This window comes from Pseudomonas rhizosphaerae, assembly GCF_000761155.1.
Classification (GTDB): domain Bacteria; phylum Pseudomonadota; class Gammaproteobacteria; order Pseudomonadales; family Pseudomonadaceae; genus Aquipseudomonas; species Aquipseudomonas rhizosphaerae.
Genome location: NZ_CP009533.1, coordinates 2,049,373 through 2,069,254, shown reverse-complemented (window position 1 = coordinate 2,069,254; position 19,882 = coordinate 2,049,373). Strand labels below are relative to the sequence as shown.

Sequence of the window (19,882 nt, the reverse complement as noted above, 5' to 3'; positions counted from 1 at the left end):
GCGGTATATCTGCCAGACCGCAGCGCGCCTTTCGCGGGCAGAGCCCACTCCCACAGGTTGGCCTGCTGCCCAGAAATCGGGGGCATAAAAAAACCGGCCTGGAGAGGCCGGTTCGTTTGAAGTCAGGCAAATGCCTGAAGGGCTCGGCGTCTGCCGAAGAACCACGCGGTGCCGATACCTACGGCGCCCATCAACAGGCAGTAGCCGACGCACACCCACGGGCTCCACGGCATCAGTGCAATCAGCAGCAACGGCGTGGTACTGGCCCACAGTGCATAGGCGATGTTGTAGGTGAACGAGATACCCGACACGCGAACCTTGGCGGGGAACAGACCAACCATCAACGAGGGCACCACGCCGACCACCCCGCAGCCCAAGCCGGCCATAGCGTAGGCCACACCCAGGTTCCCCACCCCGGCTACCAGGCTGGCATAGAGCGCAGTGATGCCCACGGGCAGCAGCACACTGTAGAGCACCAGTGCGCGCCAGGCGCCAATGCGATCGACGAGCAGCCCTGCCAGTACGCAGCCGATGTTCAGGAAAACGATACCCAGGCTGCTCAAGGCAAAGGTGTGCCGCGCATCGAGGCCGAAGCGTTGCTGCATCACCGTCGGCGTGATCACTACCAGTACCACCACCGCCGAGGTCAGCACGCACGTCAGCAACACGGCGGGAATCAGCGAGGCGCGGTGCTCGCGCAATACGGTACGCAGGGAAAACTCGCTGACCTGCTCGCTGCGTGCACGCATCGCCAGAAACACCGGCGTTTCGCTGAGCAGTCGCCGCAGCCACACCCCGACCACGCCAAACACGCCGCCAAGCAGAAACGGCAGCCGCCAGGCCCAGTCGAGAATTTCCTGGGGGGTATACAGTCGCGCCAGCAGGGTAGCGGTCAGCGCACCCAGCAGGTAGCCGAAGGTCAGCCCGGCCTGGAGAAATCCCAATGCATAGCCGCGTCGCCGCTGCGGCACGTGCTCGGCCACGAACACCCAGGCACTGGGCACCTCGCCTCCTACCGCCGCGCCCTGCAGGATCCGCAGGGCAAGCAGCAGCAGTGGCGCGAAGTAGCCGATCTGGGCATAGGTGGGCATCACTCCGATCAACAGGCAGGGCACCGCCATCATCAGGATGCTCAGGCTGAACACCCGCTTGCGCCCTAGCCGATCGGCAAAGTGCGCCATCACAATGCCGCCCAGTGGGCGTGCCAGATAACCGGTCACGAAGATGCCGAAGCTCTGTAGCAAGCGCAGCCATTCGGGCATCTGTGGTGGGAAGAACAGCTGGCTGAGGGTCAGGGCGAAGAATACGAAGATGATGAAATCGTAGATCTCCAGCGCACCGCCCAGGGCTGCCAGGCCCAGGGTCTTGTGGTCGCTGCGGCTGAGCAGCAGTGGCTGGGTTGAGCTATCGGCAGGCATGGGCAAGTCCGCTGGTGACCGACGGCGCGTATGCTCGCGCCTGTCAAAGGCGCGCAGGATAGCAAAAAGTGTCGGTCGTGGCAGGCGCGATGCGGTTACAGGGGCGGGGAATTCACGGACTTGCGTGCACGCATGCCATCGCCGATCACCCGTACACGGTGCTCTGGCGGTGCCTTGGGCGACTCGACGATGGCCATGAAGGTTTGCAGGGCGTCACGGTCCGGCAGCTGCGTCACGCTGGTGCTCAGGCGCTCGCCGCTGGCATCGGCCAGTTCGGTCTCGACGCGCTTCTGGCTTTCATACAGCAACGCATGGCGAACGTGCTCACTGTTCTTGCAGAACCGCGGCAGATCGACACCCGAGCGCACGGCCATGTCGGTATTGGCAATCAACAGATCGAACGGCTGGTAAGCGCTTTGTACCATGGTCAGCAATTCGTCGAGCGAACCCACCGGCACCACTCTGAAGTAGCCCAGGTTGTTGAGTGTTCGCTCGATTTGCACGGCTTGCTGGTCCAACTCGTCGGCAATCAGGATCCGCAATGTCTTGTCAGCCATCATCCACTTCCCAGGCATGGGCGCAGGACGGTCCCTTACCCGCCGCGCCAAGCCACTACAGCGGGTGCAATCCGACCCGCGTCTTCCAATCGATATCACCCGCAGTGGGTGGCCCGCCGGCAAGCTTACTCTCCAATACAGCAGTTCGGAATGGAAAACGTCGAGCATTTGACTACAAATCACAAACCACATTCGGGATTTCTGATAAGGCTATGTTTTAAATGGCTTTATTTTTTATTGACGGACTCATTCCAGATGTTTTTCCGACGACGAGCGCTGTCGAGTTGCATAATTTGCAACAGAATATGGAACGAGCGTCACGGAACCGGGTTCATAGCTTCAATCCCTCCCCTCATGCAGATAGCTTGCATCAGTGCGCGGCCCGCCCAGCTTGCCGTGGAGACCGGGCTTGGTGCACTGTGCTCGTCTGAACCTGCGGGAGTCGACAATGATCCGCTTTGCCATCATCGCTCCGCCGTTGCCGAGCCACTTCCAGCCACTTGAACACTTGGCCATGGAGTTGATCGAGCGCGGCCACAGCGTGACGTTTTTTCACCGACCCGACGCCCGTCACCTGTTGCGGTTCGACAAGATCAAGTTCCGCAGTGTCGGCGACGAACGCTTCCCTGCCGGGAGCCTTTCAAAGAGCCTGGCACTGGCCGCCGACTTCGACACCCTGCTGGGCCAACGTCGCAACTATGCGGACATGGCGCAGATGACGGAGATGCTTTGTGAACATCTTCCCGCCGCCCTTCAGGAGGCTCGTATCGATGCGCTTCTCTGCGATCAATTGGAGGCGGCCGGCGGGCTGGTGGCGGAATCCCTCGGCCTGCCTTTCGTTTCGATTGCCTGCGCGCTGCCGGTCAATCGCGAGGATGTAACCGTTCCATTGGCGGTGTTGCCCTACCCCTATGAGCGAGGCGACGATGCGGTCAAGCGCTATGCGCGGGCGCAGCGTCTTCATGACTGGCTGATGAAACCACTGCGCATGGCCATCGCCCGCCAGTGCGCTGCGCTCGGCCTGCCTGCACGCGAAGGCCTGCACCAATGCCTGTCGCCGCTGGCGCAGATCAGCCAGACGGTGCTCGAGTTCGACTTCCCGCGGCCCAACCTGCCGCCTTGGTTTCATGAGGTTGGCCCACTGCGCCGTATTTCGGACGAAACCAACCATCTGCCCTACACACTGGACAACACCCGGCCCTTCGTCGTCGCGACCCTGGGTGCGCTGCATGGCAACCGGATGAATCTGTTCAAGCGGATCGCCCAGGCTTGCAAGATGCTCGATGCACAACTGCTGGTGATGCACTGCGGCGGACTGAACCATCGCCAAAGCGATCAACTGTTGCGACATGGCGCGACCTGGGTCACGGATTTTGCCGATCAGCACATGCTATTGCAGTACGCCGACGTCCTGGTGACCCACGGCGACCTCGACATCGTGCTCGAAGCCGTCGTGGCGGAAACGCCGATACTGGCCTTGCCCATCGCCGCCGACCAGCCAGGTGTTGCGGCGCGGGTGGCCTACAGCGGTTCCGGGGTGCATGCCAGCCGGCACAGCAGTAGCCAGGAGCTGGCGCAACACATGCGTCATTTACTGGAAAACCAATGGCCCGACCTGGAACACCTGGCCGATGCCATTCACCTGATGGGCGGCACCCAGCGCGCCGCCGATATCATCGAGGCGGTGATTCCCGATCGCTTCAAGCTGCGCCTCGTCAGTTCCGGTTGAACCCGCCCGAGCGAGGCCAGCCGCACAAGCCATCAGTCAACTCTGAGCTTTTCGCGATTGCGGTCGAGCAGGGTTTTCCCGATCCCGGTGACTTCCAGCAACTCCTCGACCGATTCGAACGGTCCGTAGGTCTGTCGGTGCTTGACGATGGCAGTGGCCTTGGTCAGCCCAACCCCAGACAGCTCCCGCTTGAGGGTTTCCGCGTCCGCCGTATTGAGGTTGACCCGCCCCGGTGGGCTGGCCCGTGCATTCAATGTCGACGTCGGCGCAGCTGCCATTGCCGCTGGGGTGGTGAGTGGCCCGGCAGTGCTGGCGAACAGAACCAGCACCAGTGCGGGAAGAAGGATCTTACGCATTGCATACGCTCCATGACGTGAATGGGAAACGCGGCATTCCCAGCCGCCTGGGAACCCTAGCCCAGCCTGCCAGTTGTTCCACCGCCACCGTGTTGCACGACGTGTCCGCGCACCCCACCCCTTCGCTAAACGGCGGCTTCAGGCTATGGAACCTGTGTAAGCACATGTTTGGCTAGCGCCGATCCGTAGGATTATTCAGCGCCAGGACCTTCACTGTTGATACGAAGTCACATCCACGTACAATCCACCCGCCCTCAATATTTCATTACCTAGGCCTATGGACAGACAACCCCTCACCCCAACTCAAGGCACGTCCGTGCGCGAGCGTACGACGCATGTGCTGAACGCCTACGTCCTGCCCATCGGCTGGCTGGTCATCATGACCGGCATGTTCTGGGCCTGGGATCGCTCGCTTTACCACAAGCTGTTCTACATCTTCCTCGCCGTCCCCACGCTGCTGGCCCTGGCGCTACAACCAAGCCCGTTCAAGGCGCTGGTGCGCAATCCGATGTTCCTCGCCTTCGTGGCGTTCAGCGCCTACATCCTGCTCAGCGTGAGTTGGGCAGTGGACGGCGAAGACTTCGGCTCGCTGTTCAAGCGGCCGCTGTACATCGCCATGGTGTTGCTCTCCGCAGGCCTCATTGCACTGAAGATGCCGGCGCGGCTGGCGCAGATCACCCGTCTGGCGGCGCTGATCGCGACGGCGGCGGCGGGTTTGTCGTTGATCTATTTCTATGGGGTGCAGGGCGCGTCCCTGGGCAGTCGTCTGGACGGGTATGGGGCGCTCTACAACCCCCTGCTCAGCGCGCACGTGTTCGGCGCCTTCGCCAGCGTTTGGCTGGCCACCTGGTACATCGGTCGCAATCCGTGGAATCCGTTGGCACTGGGCTGCCTGGCAGTACTGGGGGTGACCTTGATCGCCACCGGCTCGCGGACACCGATCATCGGCATGGCCGCAGCGTTGCTCTGGCTGATGGCCGCAGGCAACAAGAAGCGTGGCGGCCTGGCAATTGCCATTGCCTTGCTGGGGATCGCGGCGCTGTATGTGGTGATGCCTGACGTGCTGACTTCACGCGGTGCATCTTACCGACCGGAAATCTGGATGGAATCGTTGCGTCAGATCGGGGAGAACCCGTGGCTGGGGCGCGGTTACGATTCGGAGATGACCATCGTGATTCCGGGGCTGCCATACACCTTGGCCGACCCGCACAATATCGAACTGGGCGTGCTGTACATCGGCGGCGTAGCGGGGCTGAGCCTGTGGATGGTGCTGTACGGACTGGCCATGCGCTTTTGCTGGATGAATCGGCGTGAACCGCAGGTGGTGTTGGCCGCCACTTGGCTGGTGTTCGGGTTCGCCTCGGGTCTGACCGAAGGCAGCGCCTTCATGTCCCGGCCCAAGGAGCACTGGTTCCTGATCTGGATTCCGATGGGCCTGGTATATGCGCAATGGCTATGCCACTGGGGCAACCGCCTTGGCCGCCCCGCTAAAACCGACTGACTGCAGCGCCGCTGCTACACGGGATTGAGCTCTCTGTAGCAGCGGCGCGAGCCGCGTCGGCGGCCCATGCGTTTCATCTGATACACCACAGCGGACTCGGACGCGGCTCGCGCCGCTGCTACAGGCACCGGTAAGCCTGTTGCAAGCGGGGCTCTAGCCGAACACCATGCGGATCATGCCGCGCAGGGTTTTCTTGTTCCAGGCCCTGAGCGGGATCATGCCGAGGAGCTCCCTGCTCAGGCCCTTGTCCTTGCGGGCGTACTTCAAGAACATCGAATTCAGGAAGCGCCAGCGCACTTGCTCGTACGCCGGGTGCTCGCGGTACACCGCATAGGTCTTGAGCACGTTCTCGACCATGAAGCGGCCGTTCTTGTAGGTGTTGGTCGCATGCTTGCGATACTGCGCCAACGGCTCGCCCAGCACGTCGATGAAATACCCTGCCCGCGTCACCGCCAGCTCGATGTAGACATCCTCCAGGCGGATCTCCGGATCGAACCCGCCCACCTTCTCCAGCGCCTCGCGACGAAACATCAGCGTGGCAGCGGTGGGCCCGGGCTTGCGGTCCATGAACATGTCGTCGAAATCCAGCCGCCGGAACGGCTCGTTGCGCTTGCGCTGCTCGCGCTCGCACATCACCTTGCCGGTGGCATCGATGATCTCGGTATTGGCCGAGCAGATGCCCACCTCGGGCTTGCCTTCCATGTACGCCACCTGGGTAGCGATACGATGGGGAAACATCACGTCATCCGAACCGAACGGCACCACCAGGCTGCCTTTGCTACGCGCCACCGACTCGTTCAAGGTCCGCGACAGCCCCTTGTTCTCCTGCACACGCAGATCGAAACCGTGTTGGATGCTGAGCGTGCGCAGCAGCTCGACGCTGCCATCGGTCGAGCCATCGTCCACCACCAGCAGCTCGATGTTGGCGTAGGTCTGCGCCAGCACGCTGCCGATCGACGCTTCGATATACGGCGCGTGGTTGTACGATGCGATGATCACCGTTACCAGAGGCTGCTTTCGATTGTCGGAGATGGACGTGTTCATATTCGCTGCTCTGAAAAAAAAGAAGCCGTGCCTATGCTATGGCACGTACTCAAGGTATGACAGGCCACGAGGTCATTCACCCGGGCCGTTCGCATTGTAACAATGCATGCCCACAATGACTGTCAGGCCTTACGTACAACCAGCTAACCTATTGAAACAATTCAATACCTTACTGAAGCACCGCGGAGGATTGGCGATCGCGGGCATAGGCCAGGAATGCCTCCAGGTCGTCGCTGCACAGCAGGTGAGCCACGGCCTTGACCTCGGCCACGGGCCATTCCCACCACGCCGAGGCCAGCAGCGCTTGCCTTACAGGCTCCTCGAACCGCCATTTGATGAACCGGCAAGGGTTGCCTCCCACCATGGCATAGGGCGGTACGTCCTTGGTCACTACCGCACCGGCTGCAACGACCGCGCCATGTCCAACTGTTACACCAGACAGAATCAGAACGTTGGCGCACAGCCAGCAGTCGCTGCCGACGATCACGTCGCCCTTGGTAGGCGCTGCGCCCGGCACATCCTTGACCTCGTCAATGATCAACGGAAACGGAAAGCACGATACCCAGTCGGTGCGGTGGCCACCGCCGAGCAGGATCCTTACGCCCTCGGCGATAGACGTGTAGTTGCCCACCTTCAGGGTGGTAGCGTCACCAAACTCCTGCACATCGGGAATGCCGTAGGTGCCCACGCCAAACGAGTACTGCGGGTAACGCAAACGGATTCGCTCAGGCCCACGGAACAGTTTTTCGAACTGACCGAGGTGCTTGCGCACCTTCCTTTTCTTCAACCGGTCCCACCACTTCATCGACGCATATCCTTACTTACCAGTGCAGCACCAAACGCTTGAGACGGCGAAACGTAGTGCGGTCCCATAGCTTGAGCGGGATGGAGCGCAGCAGGCGCAACGCATCCTTCTTGTCTTCCACCACGGCGTACTTCAACGCCTTGTTGACCAGCTTGGCGCGGCCACGCTCGTAACCAGGGTGCCCGCGATAGGGCTCGATGGCACGCATGTCGGCCTCGAGAAGAGTCTTGTAACGGCGCGACAGATTGTGCGGATGGCGCCGGTAGCGGGTGACGATCACCGGCAGCATGTGAATCTGGACACCCTGTTCGGCGATGCGCAGGGTGATCTGGAAGTCCTGCACCTTGATGGCCGGGTCGTAGAACTTGGCCTTGCGCAGCACGTCCATGCGGTAGAGCGACACCGGCGCGCCGCACACCCGGGCATTGGCGAGGATATCGGCGAAATCCATGCGGCGGATGCGGGTGTGGGTCTGGTCCTTGAGGGCGTTGCCCTGGGTGTCCATGTAGGTAATCAATGCACCTACGGCACCGACTTCAGGATGCTGTTCGAGGTAGTCGACGCGCACGCGCAGGGAGTGAGCGAGCATGACGTCGTCCAGATCCGGGGTGGAGACGTATTTTCCACGGGCGTGCTGGAGGCCGAAATTGAGCGCCGCGCTGACACCCTGGTTGGCCTGCTGCAGCAACTGGAAGTCGTAGGTACCCTGCAGCGCCGTGAGCATTTCGATGCTGCGGTCGCTGGAACCGTCGTCGACGATGATCACTTCGAAATTGGGGTAGTCCTGGGCGAAGATGCTGGCCAGCGCCTCCTCGAGAAACTTCTCAGCGTTGTAGCACGGCGCCACGATCGAGACGAGGGGGAGATCCGCCATGTCGGCTCGAACAGCAGGTTCGGAAAGTAGGTCGGTCATTTTTATGGGCAACGACTGGTTCGGATATGTACGGCCTGGTATCGGCAGCGGTGCATGATGGGCGATCCGTACCCGATTGTCGACCAATGCCTAACCGCCGCAGTGAGGTATAGGAAGAGGCCCCACCCGTGGGAGCGGTCATCGGCCGCGAATAGGTTGACGCTGTGGGTCAGGCACACCGCGGTGCGGCTTTCGCGGCCACGGACCGCTCCCACCGGGAACAGATCGGCATGTTCGGTCCATGCTTAGTCGTTGCTGCCACGGTGCTGATGGATGTGCAGCCAGTCGACGATTTCGCCTTCGGGCGCGTAGCCGCTGACCGCTTCTTGCAGGATCGCGCGGACCCGGTCGAAGTCGGCTTCGTCCAGTGCACGCAGCAAACCACTCAACTCACCCTTGAGCGCTTCCCACTGCAGATGATCCTCATGGGCACTCATGATCATTGGATGACGGGTAGCGACCACGTTGTTGCCGATCAACAATTCTTCGTACAGCTTCTCACCCGGCCGCAACCCGGTGAACTCGATACCGATATCACCCTGAGGGTTCTGTTCCGAACGAATACTCAAGCCCGACAGATGAATCATCTTCTGCGCCAGGTCGATGATCTTGACCGGCTCGCCCATGTCCAGCACGAAGACCTCGCCTCCGCGCCCCATGGAGCCGGCCTGGATCACCAGCTGCGCGGCCTCGGGAATGGTCATGAAATAACGGGTGATGTTCGGGTGCGTCACCGTCACCGGCCCACCCGATTTGATCTGCTTGTGAAACAACGGAATCACCGAACCGGACGAGCCCAGCACGTTGCCAAAACGCACCATGGTGAAGCGCGTCTTGTTGACCCGCGCCACATTGGCCGGATCGCCGAACAGCACCGGGGCCACTTCGCGGCTGAGCGCCTGCAACGTCATCTCGGCCAGGCGCTTGGTGCTGCCCATCACATTGGTCGGACGCACTGCCTTGTCGGTGGAAATCAACACGAAGTTGGCCACCCCTGCCTGCAGAGCCGCCTGGGCGCAATTCAGCGTGCCCAGCACGTTGTTGCGCACGCCTTCGGCGATGTTGTGCTCCACCATCGGTACATGCTTGTAGGCCGCGGCGTGGTAGACCGTATCCACCTTCCAGGTGGTCATCACTTCGAGCAGCTTGGCCTGGTCGCGCACCGTGCCCAGGGTCGGTAGCATCTGGACGCTCAACCCTTCGCGAGCAGCACGCTGCTCGAGCTCGCCGCTGATGGTGTAGAGATTGAACTCGCCATGGTCCAGCAAAATGAGCAGCGCCGGTTCCAGGCTCAGAATCTGTCGGCACAGCTCGGAACCGATCGACCCCCCTGCCCCGGTCACCAACACCGACTTGCCGGCGATGCAGTGCTCCAGCAAGTCATCCTGCGCAGGCACTGAATCGCGGCCGAGCAAGTCGGCGATGTCCACTTCCTGAATGTCGTCGACCTTCACCTCACCGCTGGCCAAGGCGGTGAAGTTGGGCACACTGCGCACGTGCAGGGGAAAGCCTTCCAGAAAACTGAGAATCTCGCGACGACGCGAGCGTGACGTCGACGGCAGCGCCAGCAACAGCTCCTCGGCGCCGGTCAGGTCGATCATGCGTTGGATATGCTTGGGCTTGAACACCTGGATGCCAGCGATTACCCGGTCGGAAATGCTGGGATCATCATCGATGAACGCTACCGGACGCATCACCCGGCCCATGCGCAGCGCAGCGACCAGTTGATTGCCCGCAACACCTGCACCGTACACCGCCACCTTGGTCAGGCGGTCGTCGCGCCCGGCGAATGGCACGTTATGCACCGCGTTGAACCAGTCGCCCATGAAGTACTGACGCATCGCCAGGCGCAGGCCGCCGATGATTACCAGGCTGATCCACCAGTAGTTGAAGATGATCGAGCGCGGCACCACCGTCTGATGATTGCTGTACCAATACACCACCACCGCCAGGATCAGCGCCGAGAGGCTGACCGCCTTGACGATGGCCACCAGTGCATCGTTGCCGAAGTACCGCATCACCGCGCGGTACATGCCAAAACGAATGAACAGCGGTATCGCTACCAGCGGCGCGGCCATGAACAGCCAGTCGTGCTCACGGATCGGGTTGTACATGTCCTCGATGCCAAGGCGCACCAGGAACGCCATCCACAGCGCGACCCAGACCAATACGATGTCTGTGACCACTTGCAGCATGCGCTTCTGGCGACGCGGCAAACCCAGCAAGCGTGTACGTATTCTATCCATCAACATTTGACCCGAATGGCCCCTGACCGTGACAGTCGGTTGCAGCAACTACGTAACCTTAAGTGCGATCAGCCGATTGCACCAGTGCATGGACACATTTTCATGCGTTTTCCAATTCCCCGGCATGATAACGAAAAGCCAGCCACAACAAAGGGATGTACGCAATAAACGTACCCAGCAGAGGATTTAGACCGAAAACTGTCACACCAACGGCCCACGGTAACAGCCATCCGAGGGTGATCAACGCCGTTGCGACAGTCACCGGCAAGTGTCGTCCGTAGACCCGCGACGCGTACTGATAGGCATGGCTTCGGTGCGCCTGATACACCTTGTCGCCGCGCAGCAACCGTCGCAGCAAGGTGAACGTGGCGTCGACGATGAACACACCCAGCAAGATCACCCAGGCCCAGAAGTAATCTGTCTCGACCCCTCCGGCCTGGACTGAAAGAATGGCCAGGATCACCCCGAGAAAGCCGCTGCCGGCATCGCCCATGAAGATCTTCGCCGGCGGCCAATTCCACAGCAGAAAGCCCGACACCGCCGCCGCCAGCAACGCCGGCAGCCACATCAGCTGCGGATGCCCGCCCAACGCATAGATCAGGCAGGCCCCGGCGCACACGCAGATGGCCTCGACGCTGGCGATACCGTCGATGCCGTCCATGAAGTTGTAGAGGTTGAGCATCCACACCAGGTAGAACAGGCCAAACAGCCACCAGAGCGCGGCCAGCCCATCGACCGCACCGAGCACGCCCGGCATGCCGCCCAGCCACAGCAAGGCCCAGGCGCCCGCCGCGAAGTGCCCGAGCAGGCGCCAACGCGCGGCAATGTGGTTGTGATCGTCGAGAAAGCCCACCACGGCCACTAGCGCACCGCTGCCGAACAAGGCCAGCCACACGCGGGTATCCAGCATTGCGCTGAAGGCCAGCAGGCTGATGGCTGCAAGAAACACCAGCACGATCGCCACCCCGCCGCCGCGCGGCGTCGGCACCGTGTGGGAACTGCGCGCGTTGGGCACGTCCATCAAACTGCGCGCCAGGGCATAGCGGCGCAAAGCGAACGTCAGCCCATACGCAAGCGCCAGAACCACCAACAGCCAGACCCACATGCTCATCGACGGCGTGCTTCCACATAGGGCCGCGCCGTGGCGGCCAATGCATCGGCCATCCGAGTGGTCGGCTGCCAACCCAATAGCTGGCGATTCTTGTCGATGTCCACTTCCAACGAGTCGAACAAGCGTTGCGTCACCGCGCCCTGCCCAAGCGCCTGCGCCACGCGGCTCATCCACGGCAACGGTACATCGAGCAGGCGCGGCTTCTTGCCCAGCGCTGTCGCCATGGCGCGCACCAGGCCCGCCGTCGACACGGCTTCGCCATCGCTGACGAGGAAGGTCTGATTAGCGGCGGCTGGATGCTCCAGGCAGGTACACACCAGGTCGGCGAGATTATCCAGCGCCACCAGGCTGCGGCGGTTGGCAGTTTTGCCGAATGGCAACGGCACACCGTTGTTCACCAGGCGCAAGAGCGCTTGGAAGTTCGCCCGTACGCCCGGCCCATATACCAGCACCGGACGAATGATCACCACCTCCATGCCGGTAGCTTCAGCCAACGCGCGCAGGCCTACTTCCGCTTCCAGCTTGGACACCCCGTAGTCGTCCTGCGGGGCAGGCTCGTCGTCGGCACGAAACGGTCGGCCCGGCTCGGTGACTTCGCCATTGACCTTGATCGAACTGATGAACACAAAGCGCCGCACCCCGGCCTGGGCCGCCTGGCGAGCAAGGTTCAGAGTGCCTTCGACATTGACCCGGCGGAAAGCAGCCAAGGGGTCGGTTGCGGACTCACGCATCACATGCACACGGGCGGCGGCGTGCACCACGCTGTCGATACCGGCCAAGGCACTGGTCCAGTCGGTGTCGGCGGCCAGCGTGGTGACCACGCAACCTTCCACCCCCAGGGGCAGCTGAGTGTAAGCGCGGCGCACCGCTGCGCGTGTGGTCGGACAACCCAGCTGTACCAGCCGAGCCGCCACGGCGGCGCCGACGAAACCCGACGCACCGGTGATCAAAACAGGTTTCGAGATCATGAGCGAGTACCTTGGTCGAGTGGGTTAACGCTGCAATACGTCGCGATACAACTGCACATAACTGTCCGCCATTCCTTGTGCGGTGAATACTTGCTGGAAACGCCGCGCTGCGGCGGCGCCCATGGCGCTGGCCATGGTTTCGTCGTTCCACAGCGCCTGCATGGCCGCCGCCAGCGCCTGAGAATCGCGCGGGGGAATCACCCAGCCGGTTTCCCCGGTGCGGTTGATGTAGCTCATGCCGCTGCCGATGTCGCACGAGATCATCGGCTTGCCGTACATGGCACCCTCCAGCAGCGAGATGCCGAACGATTCGGAGCGCAGATGCGAGGGAAAGACGAAGGCATGGCACAGGGTAAGCAGCGCGGCCTTGTCTTCGTCCGGCAAGCCGCCGAGAAAGTGGACGTTGCTCACCTCAAGCTGTTGGGCATATGCCTTGAGCTCGGCTTCGAGATGGCCACCGCCCAGAATCACCACCGGCAGCCCGGTGGTCTTGGCCGCGTCCAGCAGGTAATTCAACCCCTTGTAGTAGCGCAGCGCACCGACGAACAGGAAGAATTTGCCGGGGAAACGGCCCCGCCAATGCACCAGGCGCTCGGCCGACGGTGTGGGGTAGGTGGCCGGGTCGAGGCCAAACGGGATGACTGACAGTTTTTTAGGAAAGCGCTGCAGCACTGTGCTGCTGGCAGCGTAATCGGGCGAAGACACGACGATGCGATCCATGGACCCGAGAAAACGATTCATCAGCGGCTGATACAGCTTGAGCAAAGTCTTCTGCTTGATGATGTCGGAGTGATAACTCACCACCGACGGCTTGCCCGTACGGCTGGCGAAATGCACCAGGTCCATGAACGGCCACGGAAAATGGTAGTGAATGAGATCCGCCTGGCTCGCGAGCTCCTTGAAATCGCCAAGTGCCGACCAGGAAAACCCGGTGGAGGCCACATGCAGATCCAGCTTGGCGCGGTGAGCGATGTGGTGCCCTACCCGTTCGTTGCGCGCTGCGCCGCGGTCGCTGAGGTACAACACCTCGGACTGTACACCGCCAGCGGCACAGCCTTCAGCCAGCTGAAAGATGACCTGCTCGATACCGCCCATGGAATCGGGGAAGTAGGTCTTGAAGAAATGCAGCACCTTGATCATCGGCTTTCCAACGTCTTGCGATAGGCGACCAGCGTCTGTGCGGTGCAGCGGTCCCAGGAGAATCCGCCAGCATGAGCCAGCCCGCGTTGCCGTGCTTCGACGCGACACGCGTCATCTTCCAGCGCCCGAGCCATGTGCCGAGCCAAGGTGTCGACATCCATCGCCTCGCACATCAATGCCGCATCGCCCGCCACTTCCAGCAGCGAAGAGTTATTGGCACAGACCACCGGCACGCCCGAACTCATCGATTCCAGCACCGGCAGGCCGAAGCCTTCGTACAGCGACGGAAAGGCGAACAGCCGCGCACCGGCGAACAGCACGGGCAGATCCTCGGCCGGGACGAACCCCAGATAGCGCGCCCAGCCCTGACGCTGCGCCGACTCGATGCGCGCGAAGATGGCTTCGTTGCGCCAACCCCGATAGCCCGCCAGGATCAACGGCCAGCGCTGGCGCGTGGCAAGTGGCAGCGTTTCGTAGGCCGTGAGCAGCGTCTCGATGTTCTTGCGCGGTTCGATGGTGCCGGCGAACAGGCTGTAGCCTTCGTGGGTCAAGCCGTGGCGCCCGAGCACTTCGGCGGTTTCTGCTGCGCTGCGCGGATGAAACTCGGGCGAACTGGCCAGCGGCACGGCATCGATCCGCTCGATGGGCCAATCGAAATAATCGGCCAGTTCGCGCCGAGTGAATTCGGAATCGGTGATCAGTCGGTCGGCCCGCTTCAAGGTCAACCGCAGCTCTTTTTGCAGGTAGCGCGCGAGCTGCGGTGCGTGACACTGGGACCAGGTGAATGGCGACAGGTCATGAAAGGTCGCCACGCGCGGCCCTTTGAACGGCGGCAGATAGTAATTGGGGCTGTGGTACAGATATTCGCCGTGCCCCTTCAAGGCACGGGCCTTGAGCAGCGGCATCAACAGGCGATAGGCCTCGATGGCCAGGAAGTTCTTCTGCACCGCGCGCTTGAGGCTGTAGCCGCTGCCCGAAGCATCTGACGCATTGGGCAAGCCAGGCAAGAAGCTACGCCCGGCAAAGAACTGCAGATCGGTGATTTCGGCGCTGTTCTGAAGGCGTCGCGCCAATTCATAGGTGTAACGACCGATGCCCGTCAGCGGGAAGCGGACAGGCTCAACGGAAAGGACGACCTTCATTTATTGGGCAGCCAACATCCATTGCAGGGTGTCGCGTAAGGGCGGGGTCTGCCAGTCGCGGACCAGCGAGCGCAGGCGGGTATTGTCACCGCACAGCGTCTTCACTTCATTGGCGCGCACGAACGCAGGGTTCACTTCAACCCGCATGCTGTGGCCGGTAATGCTCTCGCACAACTCGATCACTTCACGCAGGGAATGGGTAACACCCGAGCTGACATTGACGGTCTGCCCCACGGGCTTGCTTTCCAACAGCCCACGGTAGGCAGCTACCAGCGCACGAACGTCGCTGAAGTCGCGCCATACATCGAGGTTGCCCAGCTCGATCACTTCGGCCTTGCGGCGGAAGTGCGAAACGATCTTGGGCAACAGGAAATTGTCCGCCTGCCCCACTCCGGTATAGTTGAACGGCCGGGTGACGACAATCGGCAAGCGGTTTTGCCACAAGCTGGCCATGTATTCCATGGCCAGCTTGCTGACGGCGTAATCGTTGGCCGGCGCAGGCGCCGTGCCTTCGTCAAGCATGCCTTCGGATGCATTGCCATACACATTGGCGCTACTGGCCAGCAATACACATTCAGGCGCCTTGCCCGAAGCGGCGACCGCCTCGAGCAAGTTGCGCGTCCCGATCAGGTTGACCTGATAGAACGCATCAGCCACACCATGGCCCACGAACGCCAAGGCGGCGAGATGAACCACGTAGTCTGGCTGCAACTCTGCCAGCAAGGCGGCGAGCCTGGGCGCATCGTTCAGATCGGCCTGGTAGTAACCCGGCTCCTCCGACGGTTGACTGCCCAGGCCGATGACTTCGTACCCATGGGCCTGCAACTCGGCCGCCATGTAGCGACCGGTGAAACCCTGGATACCAGTGATCAGTGCACGCTTGCCGACATTAGCCATCAGAACGAAAACCCTTTCTCGTTGCGACGCAGGTCGGCCTCGACCATCATCCGGCACAGCTCTTCCAGCGAGGTCTTCGGCTCCCAACCCAGAACTTGCTTGGCCTTGGCCGGGTTGCCGATCAGCAGGTCGACTTCGGTTGGGCGGTAGAACTTCGGATTGATCGACACCAGCACCTTGCCGGTCTTGGCGCACAGGCCCTGCTCGGCTTCGGCTTCGCCCTGCCACTTGATCTCGATGTCCACGGCCTTGAAGGCCATGGTGACGAAGTCACGCACGGTTTCGGTACGGTTGGTGGCAAGCACGAAGGTGTCCGGCTCGTCGGCTTGCAGCATGCGCCACATACCTTCGACGTACTCCTTGGCGAAACCCCAGTCGCGCTTGGCGTCCATGTTGCCCAGCTCAAGGGTTTCCTGCAGGCCCAGCTTGATCTTGGCGACGGTGTCGGTGATCTTGCGGGTCACGAACTCACGGCCGCGCAGTGGCGACTCGTGGTTGAACAGGATGCCGCTGGTGGCGAAGATGCCGTACGACTCGCGGTAGTTGATGGTCATCCAGTGGGCGTACAGCTTGGCCACACCGTAAGGGCTGCGCGGGTAGAACGGGGTTTCCTCGATCTGAGGAATGGCCTGCACCTTGCCGAACATCTCGGAGGTCGAAGCCTGGTAGAAGCGCGCCTTCGGATTGACGATGCGAATGGCTTCGAGCAGGTTGACAGCGCCCAGGCCGGTGATTTCGGCGGTGGTCAGCGGCTGCTCGAACGAAACGCCTACGAAGCTCTGGGCAGCGAGGTTGTAGACCTCGGTCGCTTCGGTGGTCTGCAGCAAGCGGATGCTGGCGGACAGGTCGGTCAGGTCGTATTCGACCAGATGCAGGTTAGGGTTGTTCTGGATTCCCAGCTCTTCGATACGCCAGAAGTTGACGGAGCTGGTACGGCGGTAGGTGCCGTATACGGTGTAGCCCTTTTCCAGCAGCAGTTCCGCCAGGTAGGCGCCATCTTGACCAGTGATACCAGTGACAATAGCTTTCATGCGAATTAACCAACTCCATTTAGTGCCGACGAGGCAACGAATGAGAAACCGAACAACGCTTGCGGCAGCGCAAAGCACCGGCGCCCGAATTTACAAAGCGCGGAGTATACATATACCCGCCAGCCCAGCCCAGCCTCCCCCGCCTGGCACCTGTCACCCGTAGGAGCGGTCATTGGCCGCGAAAAGAACACCGCGGACTTACTGATGTGTGCGGTGTGCCGTTCGCGGCCAATGACCGCTCCTACGGGGTTGTTACGTCGGTGATACACACTGAATCAGGGCTTGGTCTTCACCTTGGCGACATCGCCGCCTGGTAGACCTTGCTCGGGCTCGGGGCTGAGCCAGACGTTGACACTGTCGACACTCTCTTGGTTCAACTGCCCGCTCCAACGATTCAACATGAAAAGGTTGGTAATGAAGTCATATTGGGATTTGAGCAGATCCCTGCGCGCCCTGAACTCGTTCTGCACACTGGTCAACACGTCCACCGCATTCACCACGCCATAGGCAAAGGCCTTCTGCGCCGCCACACTGGATTGCTGCGCCGAAGACAGCGCGTTCTTGTTCGCGCGCATCTTCTCCACACTGGCCTGGGCCGTGAGGTAAGCCGTGGTGGTTTCCTTCACCACCTGCCGACGCACACCTTCAAGGTCCTGCTCGGCCGCCAATTGATCATCGTACAATCCACGGACCCGCGCCGACGTGGACCCGCCGCTGTAGATCGGCACCCGCACCCCTAACGTAGCCACATAGCTGTCGCTACGCGGCGTCAAGGTATTGTCGTAACCCACGTCGCTTTGCTGAGCACTCAAGCTCACACTCAACTGGGGATAGTGCCCACCCTTCCCTTCACGCACAGCAGCATCGGCAGCTTCGGCACCACTTTGGTAGGCCTTGAGCAGAGGGTTGGCATCCATCGCTTGGGACACGAAATTGGCCAAAGGCGCAGTCGGCGCCTGCAGCGCCACGTCGTTACGCACCCGGCTCAGGCGCTCGTCGATGCGTCGGCCAACGATCTCGGACAAGGCCTCACGGCTGACCTGCACCTGGTTGCGCGCGTCCACCTCCTGCGCCGCCAGGGCATCGACTCGCGCCTTGAGGTCGAGCTGATCGGTGATCTTGGCCATCTGCCGCTCGTAGAGCATGTTTATTCGGTCCAGGTTCTTCTGCGTCGCACGACGCTCGGCCTGCACCAGCTCCAATTCGTCGTCGGCAGCCAGGGCGATGAAGTAGCGCTTGGCCAGATCCACCGTGGCCTCAGCATGGGAATCTTCGGCCTGAGCGCCTTTCTGCGCCGTGATGCTCTTGGCCTTCTGCCAACCTTCCCAAGCTGTTTTGTTGTAAAGGTACTGAGTCAGGCTCAGGGAATAGCTCTTGTTGTCATAGATTTCGCGCGCGGCATCGTCCTTGCGCAGAATCCGGTTGAAATTGCTTTGCGCGGACAACTGCGGCAGCAAACCGCCCAACGCCTCGCGCTGCTGTTCGGACGCGGAACGGGCACGGGCATAGGCCGCCAGCACCCGCGGGTCCTCCAGCCGCGCTTCGCGGTACAGCCCGGCCAGATCGAGCGCGTAGGTAGAAGCCGACACCGGCGGCTTGGGCGGTACATCCTTGGGAACCAGCGCCTCGGCGCCTACTGCTTGCAACGCCAACATGCTCAACATCACACCAGGTAACAATCGCAACACAGTCATTCCTCGATCATCGACTTGGCGAACATGTTGCGTGCCGGCTTCAGCAGATACTCCAGCATTGTGCGATCACCTGCGTTGATCAAGACGTCCGCTGGCATGCCCGGTTGCAACCTGCGATCACCAAGCGTCTTCAGCCCTCGCTCAGTCACCTTCACCCGAACCAGGTAATAGGAGTCGCCAGAGCGTTCGTCCTTCAGCGCATCAGCAGAAATTCGCGTGACTTCGCCGTCGATTTCCGGTGTGGTTGCATTATTGAATGCGCTGAAGCGAATATCCGCACGCTTGCCCATCTCCAGACGATCGATATCGGCCGGTGCTACACGCGCCTCGACAATCAGCTCAGCTTCAGCAGGCACGATGTCAAGCAGTGGCGTGCCCGCACTGACCACGCCACCTACGGTGTGCACCTTCATGTCCAGCACCATGCCGCTTTCCGGCGCGCGAATGACTACGCGCGAAAGGCGATCGTTGAGAGCTGCCTCTTTCTCTTGAAGATCGAACACTTGAGCCTGCACATCTGACAAATCATTGGCCACGTCAGAGCTGAACTTCTTGTTCAACTGAACGATGGACAGCTCGGTCTCGCTGATTTGCAGCTGGGTTTTGAGGATGGTGGACTGATGATCGGCCACCTCCGTCTTCAGCATGTCGAGCTTGCGCTCCTGCTCCAGCAAGCGCTGGTTGTCTACAAAGCCTTGAGACAACAGATCCTTGAGCTGCACGATCTCGCCGCTGTAGGACTTCTCGAGGTTCTGCTTGGTCCTGATCATGCCCTGCAAGCCCAGGATCTGCTGCTTGAGCTGACTGATACGCTCGCGCTGCACGGAGATTTCGCTCAAACGCGAATCGTGGCGAGCCTTGAACACCTGCTGCTCACCGGCCAGCGCCTCCATGGCGCGGTCCGAATCGGTACCCGTCATCTGCACAGGGGGTACCGATTGCAGGCCGTCGCGTTCTGCACGCAAACGGGCTTCTTTGTAGCGGGCCACGATCAGCTGGTTGCGAGTGGACTCGTACTCGGAGCTCAGCTGCGCTTCATCGAGCACGATCAGCGGGTCGCCCTGCTTGACCATGTCGCCGTCACGGGCGTTGAGCTCCTTGATGATCCCCCCTTCCAGATGCTGCACGGTCTTGCGATAGCTTTGTACGGTAACGATACCGCTCCCATGCACGGCATTGCTCAGGGGCGCAACGGCCGCCCAGGTGCCGAAAATGCCGAAGGTGACGAAGATAATCGTGAAGCCGATGCGGCGGATACCTCGATCGGAGATCGGCATGTCATCGAAATTGTGGTCGAACGCGGTAATGGCTTTGCTGGTCATCGATGAAA

Annotated in this window: 17 protein-coding genes; 2 read left to right on the top strand and 15 right to left on the bottom strand. The window is 61.3% G+C overall.

What is annotated here, in order from left to right; all coding sequences use genetic code 11:
• Positions 1–122: 122 nt before the first annotated feature.
• On the bottom strand, positions 123–1,418 hold the full coding sequence (locus tag LT40_RS09260; RefSeq protein ID WP_043189167.1) for an MFS transporter: 1,296 nt from the start codon (positions 1,416–1,418) through the stop codon (positions 123–125).
• Positions 1,419–1,513: 95 nt separating this feature from the next.
• On the bottom strand, positions 1,514–1,975 hold the full coding sequence (locus LT40_RS09255; RefSeq protein WP_052393366.1) for an ANTAR domain-containing protein: 462 nt from the start codon (positions 1,973–1,975) through the stop codon (positions 1,514–1,516).
• A 448-nt stretch (positions 1,976–2,423) separates the two neighbouring features.
• Between LT40_RS09255 and LT40_RS09250 the strand changes: the two genes are divergently transcribed.
• On the top strand, positions 2,424–3,704 hold the full coding sequence (locus tag LT40_RS09250; protein WP_043189164.1) for a glycosyltransferase: 1,281 nt from the start codon (positions 2,424–2,426) through the stop codon (positions 3,702–3,704).
• Positions 3,705–3,736: 32 nt separating this feature from the next.
• On the opposite strand, the gene LT40_RS09245 is transcribed toward LT40_RS09250, so the two are convergent.
• Positions 3,737–4,060 carry a ComEA family DNA-binding protein gene (locus tag LT40_RS09245; protein WP_043189162.1) on the bottom strand — a complete coding sequence of 108 codons (324 nt, stop codon included), beginning with the start codon at positions 4,058–4,060 and terminating at the stop codon, positions 3,737–3,739.
• Positions 4,061–4,337: 277 nt separating this feature from the next.
• Here LT40_RS09245 and LT40_RS09240 point away from each other — a divergent pair, with 277 nt between their 5' ends.
• Positions 4,338–5,561 (top strand): O-antigen ligase family protein, encoded by a 1,224-nt coding sequence (locus tag LT40_RS09240; protein ID WP_052393365.1) that lies wholly within the window; start codon positions 4,338–4,340, stop codon positions 5,559–5,561.
• Between the two features lie 153 nt (positions 5,562–5,714).
• Here the strand turns inward: LT40_RS09240 and LT40_RS09235 are convergent, their stop codons facing one another.
• The 12 genes from LT40_RS09235 to LT40_RS09180 form a co-directional block, all read right to left on the bottom strand.
• Positions 5,715–6,605 (bottom strand): glycosyltransferase, encoded by an 891-nt coding sequence (locus LT40_RS09235; RefSeq protein ID WP_043189158.1) that lies wholly within the window; start codon positions 6,603–6,605, stop codon positions 5,715–5,717.
• Between the two features lie 169 nt (positions 6,606–6,774).
• Positions 6,775–7,410, bottom strand: coding sequence for a CatB-related O-acetyltransferase (locus tag LT40_RS09230; protein WP_043189154.1), 636 nt, complete (start codon positions 7,408–7,410; stop codon positions 6,775–6,777).
• Between the two features lie 16 nt (positions 7,411–7,426).
• Positions 7,427–8,323 (bottom strand): glycosyltransferase family 2 protein, encoded by an 897-nt coding sequence (locus tag LT40_RS09225; RefSeq protein WP_420329678.1) that lies wholly within the window; start codon positions 8,321–8,323, stop codon positions 7,427–7,429.
• A 245-nt stretch (positions 8,324–8,568) separates the two neighbouring features.
• Entirely contained in the window at positions 8,569–10,569 is a 2,001-nt protein-coding gene (locus LT40_RS09220; protein ID WP_043193531.1) for a polysaccharide biosynthesis protein, read from the bottom strand.
• Positions 10,570–10,669: 100 nt separating this feature from the next.
• The gene (locus LT40_RS09215) at positions 10,670–11,680 is read right to left on the bottom strand and encodes an MraY family glycosyltransferase (protein ID WP_043189150.1); all 1,011 of its coding nucleotides are present in this window, start codon (positions 11,678–11,680) and stop codon (positions 10,670–10,672) included.
• Positions 11,677–12,648, bottom strand: a complete 972-nt coding sequence (locus LT40_RS09210) for a UDP-glucose 4-epimerase family protein (protein WP_043189148.1) — start codon at positions 12,646–12,648, stop codon at positions 11,677–11,679. Before LT40_RS09210 ends, LT40_RS09215 begins: the two co-directional genes overlap by 4 nt.
• Before the next feature lie 24 nt (positions 12,649–12,672).
• Positions 12,673–13,788: a glycosyltransferase gene (locus tag LT40_RS09205; protein WP_084139771.1), complete on the bottom strand. Its 1,116-nt coding sequence runs from the start codon at positions 13,786–13,788 to the stop codon at positions 12,673–12,675.
• A complete protein-coding gene (locus tag LT40_RS09200) occupies positions 13,785–14,930 on the bottom strand; it encodes a glycosyltransferase family 4 protein (protein WP_043189146.1) in 1,146 nt (381 codons plus the stop codon). Before LT40_RS09200 ends, LT40_RS09205 begins: the two co-directional genes overlap by 4 nt.
• On the bottom strand, positions 14,931–15,827 hold the full coding sequence (locus tag LT40_RS09195; RefSeq protein WP_043189143.1) for a GDP-mannose 4,6-dehydratase: 897 nt from the start codon (positions 15,825–15,827) through the stop codon (positions 14,931–14,933).
• Complete coding sequence (gmd, locus tag LT40_RS09190; RefSeq protein ID WP_043189141.1) at positions 15,827–16,858, bottom strand: GDP-mannose 4,6-dehydratase; 1,032 nt, start codon at positions 16,856–16,858, stop codon at positions 15,827–15,829. The genes LT40_RS09195 and gmd overlap by 1 nt, the downstream gene beginning before the upstream one ends.
• Positions 16,859–17,133: 275 nt before the next feature.
• Positions 17,134–18,552 (bottom strand): TolC family outer membrane protein, encoded by a 1,419-nt coding sequence (locus tag LT40_RS09185; RefSeq protein ID WP_043189139.1) that lies wholly within the window; start codon positions 18,550–18,552, stop codon positions 17,134–17,136.
• Positions 18,549–19,874: an HlyD family type I secretion periplasmic adaptor subunit gene (locus LT40_RS09180; protein ID WP_043189137.1), complete on the bottom strand. Its 1,326-nt coding sequence runs from the start codon at positions 19,872–19,874 to the stop codon at positions 18,549–18,551. The genes LT40_RS09185 and LT40_RS09180 overlap by 4 nt, the downstream gene beginning before the upstream one ends.
• Between the last annotated feature and the right edge of the window lie 8 nt (positions 19,875–19,882).

Coding starts and splice junctions, on each gene's coding strand:
- LT40_RS09210 (WP_043189148.1), bottom strand. CDS start 12,648: ATGATCTCGAAACCTGTTTTGATCACCGGTGCGTCGGGTTTCGTCGGC.
- LT40_RS09240 (WP_052393365.1), top strand. CDS start 4,338: ATGGACAGACAACCCCTCACCCCAACTCAAGGCACGTCCGTGCGCGAG.
- LT40_RS09245 (WP_043189162.1), bottom strand. CDS start 4,060: ATGCGTAAGATCCTTCTTCCCGCACTGGTGCTGGTTCTGTTCGCCAGC.
- LT40_RS09205 (WP_084139771.1), bottom strand. CDS start 13,788: ATGATCAAGGTGCTGCATTTCTTCAAGACCTACTTCCCCGATTCCATG.
- LT40_RS09230 (WP_043189154.1), bottom strand. CDS start 7,410: ATGAAGTGGTGGGACCGGTTGAAGAAAAGGAAGGTGCGCAAGCACCTC.
- LT40_RS09235 (WP_043189158.1), bottom strand. CDS start 6,605: ATGAACACGTCCATCTCCGACAATCGAAAGCAGCCTCTGGTAACGGTG.
- gmd (WP_043189141.1), bottom strand. CDS start 16,858: ATGAAAGCTATTGTCACTGGTATCACTGGTCAAGATGGCGCCTACCTG.
- LT40_RS09255 (WP_052393366.1), bottom strand. CDS start 1,975: ATGGCTGACAAGACATTGCGGATCCTGATTGCCGACGAGTTGGACCAG.
- LT40_RS09250 (WP_043189164.1), top strand. CDS start 2,424: ATGATCCGCTTTGCCATCATCGCTCCGCCGTTGCCGAGCCACTTCCAG.
- LT40_RS09180 (WP_043189137.1), bottom strand. CDS start 19,874: ATGACCAGCAAAGCCATTACCGCGTTCGACCACAATTTCGATGACATG.
- LT40_RS09225 (WP_420329678.1), bottom strand. CDS start 8,323: ATGACCGACCTACTTTCCGAACCTGCTGTTCGAGCCGACATGGCGGAT.
- LT40_RS09220 (WP_043193531.1), bottom strand. CDS start 10,569: ATGGATAGAATACGTACACGCTTGCTGGGTTTGCCGCGTCGCCAGAAG.
- LT40_RS09195 (WP_043189143.1), bottom strand. CDS start 15,827: ATGGCTAATGTCGGCAAGCGTGCACTGATCACTGGTATCCAGGGTTTC.
- LT40_RS09200 (WP_043189146.1), bottom strand. CDS start 14,930: ATGAAGGTCGTCCTTTCCGTTGAGCCTGTCCGCTTCCCGCTGACGGGC.
- LT40_RS09215 (WP_043189150.1), bottom strand. CDS start 11,680: ATGAGCATGTGGGTCTGGCTGTTGGTGGTTCTGGCGCTTGCGTATGGG.
- LT40_RS09185 (WP_043189139.1), bottom strand. CDS start 18,552: ATGACTGTGTTGCGATTGTTACCTGGTGTGATGTTGAGCATGTTGGCG.
- LT40_RS09260 (WP_043189167.1), bottom strand. CDS start 1,418: ATGCCTGCCGATAGCTCAACCCAGCCACTGCTGCTCAGCCGCAGCGAC.